The 7,000-nt window shown below is 70.1% G+C and carries 2 protein-coding genes and 2 pseudogenes; 3 read left to right on the top strand and 1 reads right to left on the bottom strand.

The features are described 5' to 3' along the window. Positions 1-412 precede the first annotated feature (412 nt). A pseudogene (locus ACWDR4_RS49620) lies at positions 413-721 on the top strand (transposase); the annotation flags it as partial. Between the two features lie 267 nt (positions 722-988). Next, positions 989-2,613: pseudogene (locus ACWDR4_RS49615) on the top strand (ISAzo13 family transposase). Between the two features lie 75 nt (positions 2,614-2,688). On the opposite strand, the gene ACWDR4_RS49610 reads toward ACWDR4_RS49615, so the two are convergent. Then, the gene (locus ACWDR4_RS49610) at positions 2,689-5,535 is read right to left on the bottom strand and encodes a helix-turn-helix transcriptional regulator (protein ID WP_450418754.1); all 2,847 of its coding nucleotides are present in this window, start codon (positions 5,533-5,535) and stop codon (positions 2,689-2,691) included. A gap of 253 nt (positions 5,536-5,788) precedes the next feature. Between ACWDR4_RS49610 and ACWDR4_RS49605 the strand changes: the two genes are divergently transcribed. Further along, positions 5,789-6,856 carry a WD40 repeat domain-containing protein gene (locus ACWDR4_RS49605; RefSeq protein ID WP_450418752.1) on the top strand — a complete coding sequence of 356 codons (1,068 nt, stop codon included), beginning with the start codon at positions 5,789-5,791 and terminating at the stop codon, positions 6,854-6,856. Positions 6,857-7,000: the final 144 nt, after the last annotated feature.

Here is a 7,000-nt window from a genome sequence, read left to right as displayed (position 1 = left end):
GCGCGGTCTGCTCCGCAGACACGACGCGCCGCCGCTACGCGGCGGGCCAACTACCTTGCTCCGCAAGGTAGTTGATGGATCGTCACTCCGTGACGATCGGACGAATTGCTCCGCAATTCGTCCAAGGAATTCGCTCCGCGAATTCCAAAAAACGCACCTGTCGAGGCAGAGCTTCTCCGTCCTGGCGGCTGGTGAACTGCCCTGATATCTACTTCTGTTACAAAAATTTCCCTTCCTCCGAAGGGTTTTCCTCATTTCTGACGGCCGGTCAATCACACCGATTGCCAAATCCATTCCACGCGTCCTCTTCCCCAAGAGGACGTCAAGTCCGATCTTTCTTAGTTCGTGATCACTCGTTCGTGGTAACTAGTCGCCGTCCAGGCTCGCCGGTGTTCATGCTGAGGTTCGTTGTGTGGAGCGAGAGTCGTATCCGAGCGACTTGGCGGATGAGCAATCGGCGTTGATCGGGCCGATGATCACGGCGTGGAAGCGGGAGCGGGTCGCACGGTCGGCGACCGGCGATCCCGGGAGTTGCGATCTCCGGGACGTCGTGAGCGCGATCTTCTACCAGAACCGGACGGGCTGTCAGTGGCGTTATCTGCCTCATGATCTGCCGGCCTGGTCGACGGTGTTGTACTACTTCACGCTGTGGCGCGAGGACGGGCTCGACCAGCAGATCCAGGAACTGCTGCGCTACCAGGTGCGAGAGAAGACCCGCCGATGAGAGGACCCGTCCCTCGTGGTCATCGACACGCAGTCCGTACGCAACTCTGCACTTCAACGGCCCTGGCAAGATTTCGTAGCCGGAGATCATCTTGACGCGGCGGTCGATCGATCCGCGTAAGGGCTCGCAGAGAATCAACGTGTTGCTTCACGCATCCGGGCTCGTTCACCTGGTACGGGCATCCCTGACGCGACGTGTGATCAACTGGCTGTCAAGTTCGGGGTGTTGTTCCCGCATCTGGACGAGCGGCAGCGTCGGCTGCTGATGGGAGCCGAGGCCCGGGTCCTGGGGCACGGTGGTGTCCGAGTGGTCGCTCAGGCGGCTCAGGTCAGCGAGACCACGGTTCGCAAGGGCGTGGACGAGTTGGAGGCGGGTGAGGGACCGCTGGGGCGGGTTCGCCGTCCCGGCGGCGGGCGCAAGAAGGCCGCCGAGGTGGACCCGGGGCTGCGGCCGGCCCTGCTCGCACTGGTCGAGCCGGACGTACGTGGGGATCCGATATCGCCGCTGCGCTGGACAACCAAGTCGACGAGGAAGCTTGCCGCCGAACTCACCCGCCAGGGGCACAAGGTGAGCGCGGACACGGTCGGGGACCTGCTCCGGGAGGAGGGCTTCAGCCTGCAGGCCAACGCGAAGACCATCGAGGGCGCACAACACCCGGACCGTGATGCCCAGTTCCACTACATCAACGACCAGGCCCGGGAACACATGCGTGCCGGGGACCCGGTGATCAGCGTGGACACCAAGAAGAAGGAGTTGGTCGGCGACTACAAGAACGCCGCGCGTCAGTGGCGGCCCGCGGGCGAACCGTGCTGGTCAAAACACATGACTTCCTGGACCGGCAGGGACCGGGCAAGGCGATCCCCTACGGCATCTACGACCTCGCGGCGAACACCGGCTGGGTCAACGTCGGCACCGACCACGACACCGCCGAATTCGCCGTCGCCTCGATCCGGCGCTGGTGGCAGGCCCGTGGCCGACACGACTACCCGCACGCCACCCGTGTTCTGATCACCGCGGACGCGGGCGGCTCCAACGGCTACCGCACCCGGGGCTGGAAGAGTGAACTGGCCGCTCTCGCCTCCGGGACGGGCCTGCAGATCACTGTCTGTCACCTACCGCCCGGGACCTCGAAGTGGAACAAGATCGAGCACCGGCTGTTCTCCCACATCACCATGAACTGGCGCGGCAGACCGCTGACCAGCCATGAAGTCATCGTGGACAGCATCGCGGCGACCACCACCCGCACCGGTCTGAAAGGAGAAGCCGAGCTCGACGCCGGCACCTACGACACCGGCGTGAAGGTTACCGACGCCGAGATCGACGCACTGGCAATGAGCCGACACCGCTTCCACGGCGACTGGAACTACACGCTCCGCCCCGCCGGTTCTCTCCCAGCCCCACGCCATGAGACGGAACCGGATGCCGCCATCGCCCCAACCGCCCGGCCGCGCCCCCCGGACGGCGTTGACGCCCAATCTCTCCGCGACCCGGAGCTGACCGGCATGACCGCTGCCCAACTCGACGCTCTGGTCCATGTGTTGCTCCCCGCGCTCGCGCAACGACGCGAGCAAACCCGCCACGAGCACCGGGGCGGCGAGCGCCGACGGAGGCGAGGTGCCGGCGCCAAGGACAAGCTCTCCGACGCAGACCGCATCCTGGCCACCGTGCTCTGCCTCCGCAAGATCGGCACCCATGACCTGCTCGCCCGGCTCTTCGGCGTCACCGGAAGCACTCTCACACGGGCCGTCCAGGAAGCACGCCCGCTACTGGCCGAGCACGATCACGCCATCCACCCCTCAACCGCCAGATTCCGCACCCCGACTGACGTGGCCGCCCACCTCGACCAGTACGGAACCCACTCCCTGATGAAGATCAAACCCGCATGTTGATTCTCTGCGAGCCCTTAGGATTTGTGGCTGATGTGCAGGAGACCCCCGGTATCCGCGGCTCGAACCGCGCGTGGCTCATCCGCTCAAGGAAGGCCTCGGTGTGCGCCCCGCCATCAGGCCCGCCAGAGCTGCCCGCGATGAGACTCCCGTCTTGCGGTAGACCCGGGAGATGTGGGTCTCGACCGTGCGGCGGCTCAGGCAGAGTCGTTCGGCGATCGCCGGGCTGGTGAGGCCGTCGGCGACGAGGTCGGCGATCTCCCGTTCGCGGGCGGTCAGTTCGGCGAGGCGGCGCTCGGGCCCGTCGGCGGCGGCGGCCACCGCCGGGCCGACCGCCTCGGCAAGACCGGTCAGCATCCCGCAGCCCCCGGCCACGGCGAGTCGCCGCCCCCGGTGCCAGGCCGCCTGCCCCCGCCGCGAACCGTCCGGGTCCGCCGCCAGCAGGGAGGCGCCGAAGAGCAGGGAGAACGCCTCCCAGAACACCCCTCCGCTGCGGGCGCTCTCGTCGGCCGCCGCCACGAACAGGTCCGCCGCCGCCCTGTCGTCACCGAGACCGAGACGTATCTGCGCGGCGCTGCGCATGGCCGAGGCGCGCTGCACGGGCAGATCGAGCCGCTCGGCCTCCTCGTAGGCCCGCTCGGCCCACTCCTTCGCCACGTCCAGGTCACCCATGGTGACGGCGGCGGTCACCAGGACCTCCAGGAACAGCGGACGCATGGAGGGCTGCATCCGCCGCAGGCCGGGGCCACCGGCACGCAGCACCGCCTCCCGGGCACGAGCCGGGTCGCCGGCGGTGAGCGCCGCGTAGCCGAGTACACACCAAGCGATGGACGCCCACCAGTTGACGCCGAGACCCGCCGCGGCCACCGCCTCCTCGGCGGCGGCCAGTGGCCGCGGATCGCCGGGTGGGTAGGCGTCAACCAAGGCATGGGCCCTGGTCGCGAGGACGAAGGCGAGCAGATCGTCACTGCCGATGCCGCGGGCGATGTCCTCGGCCTCCTCGGACAGTTCCACCGCCGACGCGAGCCGACAGGTCTGGGTGCGCACATGTGTCTTGCACAGCAGAAGGTGGGGCAGGAGGTAGAGCTGGCCGGTGCGGCGGGCTATGGCCAGGCCTCGATCGGCGTGCCGCTCGGCGTCGGCGAAGCGCTCCAGGAACGCCTCCGCCCAGGCCAGCCGTACCAGCGGCTCGCACAGGCCGGTCAGATCGCCGTCCGGCAGCGAGTCCACGAGGGCCGCCGCCCGGCGGGTGAAGTCGTCCGCCGCGGCTGTCTCCCCCTCGTACGCCTCTCCGAGCGCCGCGACGCTCAGCGCACCCGCCACCGCCGTCTCGTCCCCGAGGGAGCGGGCCACCTCCAGGGTGTGTGCCACCTCGGAGCGCACCGCCGGGTACGAGGTGTCGTGCGGGGCCGAGGAGCCCAGCTCCAGGCCCAGCGCCACCTGGTCGGCGAGCGATGGCGCGGGATCAGTGCGGTGCAACTCGCGGCGGAGCAGGGCGACCGCCTCCGAGTAACGCCCCAGATGGCGCTCCATGACGGCGCACAGCACGACAGCGGACGCCCGCGACCCCGTCCCGTCGCCCGGGTCGGGCAGGGCGATCACCTGGTGCAACAGGTCCCGGCTTTCCCGGAGCCGGCCGCCGACGCCCAGCGCCCGGGCCCGCCGGAGCATCAACTCGCGCCGTCTGCCCGCGTGTTCCGGCGTGTGCGGAAGATGCCGCAGCACCACCTCAAGCCAGTGCGCGCTGCTCGCGGGCGCCGTCTGCGCGGCCTGCTCGGCAGCCTCGTCCAGCACCGCCGCCGCCCGCGGGTCCCAACCGGACAGCGACTGCTCGGCGTGGTGCGCCCGCTCGGCCAACGGGGCGCCGATCCGGGCGAGTTCGGCGCCGACGAGCCGGTGGGTCTCCGTTCGCAGCCAGGGGTCGGTGCCGTCTCGGACGAGGCTGCGCAGCACGGGGTGGCGCAGCGCGATCCGCCCGTGCGTGCCGGTGCGCAGCAGGTCGCGCCGGGTCAGTACGGCGAGGTCCTCGGTCAGTTGCCCCGGGTCCTGACCGGTCACCGGGCCGAGCAGCGCGGGCGTGGCGTGGTCGCCCAGAGCTGCCACCACTTGGACGAGCCGGCCCTGCGACGGCGTCAACGGGGTCAGCTCGTCGAGCAGCAGCGCCCCGAGGCCGGTCGTGGACAGTCGGTTCACCGACGCGCCCTCGCGGTGCGCCTGGAGCAGGGTCAGCAGGTACAGCGGGTTGCCCTCGCTCGCCGTGAAGAGCCGTACGGCCTGGTCTCGGGCCAGGTCGGGGGTGAGCAGTTCGATGCATTCCCGCTCGCCGAGCGGGCCGAGGACCGTCCGCCGTACCGTGCCGGTCTCCGTGCCGCGGGTGAGGGACGCGGCGAGCGGCGCGGGGCTCTGCCGGTCGCGGCGGGCGAGGACCAGCAGGACGCGGGCGCGTACGGGGTGCCGTACGAGATGGTCGAGGAGTTCCAGCGACGCGGCGTCCGCCCAGTGCATGTCGTCCAGGACCACGACCAGCGGAGACGCCGCGGCGTGGGTCAACAGGGCGGCGATGGCCCGGTGCAGGTGGAAGCGGTCCGTGCCGCGGGGAGCGCCGCTGAGCACCGGGGCGACCTCGGCAGCCGCCGGGAAGGATTCGACGGCCTCCGGGGCGAGGTCGGAGAAGGCGTCGGTGAACGGCTGAAACGGGATGTGGCGTTCGTACTCAGTCGCCCGGCCGCGCAGCACCGCCGCCCCGCGCCGCGTCGCGGCCAGGCACAGCTCGTGGACCAGACGGCTCTTGCCGATGCCCGCCTCACCGCCGACGTCCAGCAGCGCCGGGCGGCCGGGCACGTCCCCCACCAGATCCGCCAGCAGCCGGTCGAGCCGCGCGAGTTCCGCCTCTCTGCCGACCAGCGGTGTCCGTTCCGTCGTCATGCCCTCACGCCCCCGCGACAGTTGGTGCCCCCGCACATCCTGTCGTACGCCACTGACAACCTGTGGGTTCGTGTCCTCGATCTCACAATCATCGTCCGGGTGGCACGGGTCGGACGAACGGATGCGGAAACTACGTAACCGATCTACGTAACAGCACGATCGTCCCGGCCTGACGCACGCCTGAAGATCAAGTCCTGTAGGGGCCGCGGCCGTTGCCGCATCAGGAAGGCTCCGGGGATTTCGGGGAGGGCGGATGTTGATCGTCGGCATAGTGGCAGGGATCGTCCTGATCGTCCTGATCGTCGTATGGGTGGTCCGGCGGTCGGACGGCCGGTACCGGCTCCGGCCGTCGTTCGAGGCGGCCTGCGAGGTCACGGTCGGCGGCCGGAGACTCGTGGCGTACTCCGGGCACCGCAAGGTGATCCGGCTCGCGGACCCGGCCGCGCGCGAGGACACGGCGGTCCTCACGGAATCGCACACCTGGATCCGTACGCTGTGCGAGGTCCACGTCGACGGCAGGCCCTTGCTGGCGTCCGGCGGCCGGGACGGGGTCGTCCGGCTCTGGGATCTGGAGGACCGAGGCGCGCTGGTGGCCTCCCTCCCCGGTCATCGCGGCTGGGTGTACGCGCTGTGCACGGTGCGGGTCTCTGGGCGCGACCTGCTGGCCTCGGCGGGCCGGGACCGCGTGATACGCATCTGGGACCCGCGCGACGGCCGGCTGGTGCGCACGATCGACGCCGGCCCCCGGAGAGGATGGACCTTCGCCCTGTGTCAGGTGCGTACGGGCGGGCGAACGCTGCTCGCGGCCGGGCACGGCGACGGCACAGTGACCCTGTGGCACGCCAAGTCCGGGCGAGCGGCACTGGAGCTCACTGCGCACAACCGCTCCGTGTGGACCCTGTGCGAGGTGTCCGACGGCGACCGCACCCTGCTCGCCACCGCCGGCTGGGACGGGGTCGTCCGACTGTGGGACGTGGAGACACCACAGGAGGCACGGGCGTTCACCGCCGGTGTCGGGCCCGTGTACGCCCTGTGCCAGGCGGAAGCCGGGGACCACACGCTCCTCGTCGCCGGCGGGGACGGACCTGGCACCGCTGTCTGGGACCCGTTCACCGGCGAGCGCGCCGGCGACCTGGGCATGGACCTCGCCGACCTCCTCAGCGGCCACGGCTGGGTACGCGCCGCCTGCCAAGTCCGGCCGGCGCAGGGCCCACCGCTGATCATCACCGTGGGGTACGACGACGGAGCACGCGTGTGGGACGTGGCGAAGGAGATCGGTTCGCCTCCTTCAGGGAGAAGAGGACCGGAGGAACGGGCCTGAGCGCGCTCGCGGCGACCGTTCCTTGCACTCCGTTACTCGACGTCTCGCCGACAGCCGAACGAGAACTCAGTCGTCGTTTCTGGTGTTCTCGCTCGGCAGGAACGTCTGGCGTGCCCAGAGGCTCAGCAGTGCCGTTCCGCCGAC

Source organism: Streptomyces sp. NPDC000878, assembly GCF_053599695.1.
Note: the sequence above shows the minus strand (reverse complement) of the source record. Positions and strands in the feature narration are given on the sequence as shown.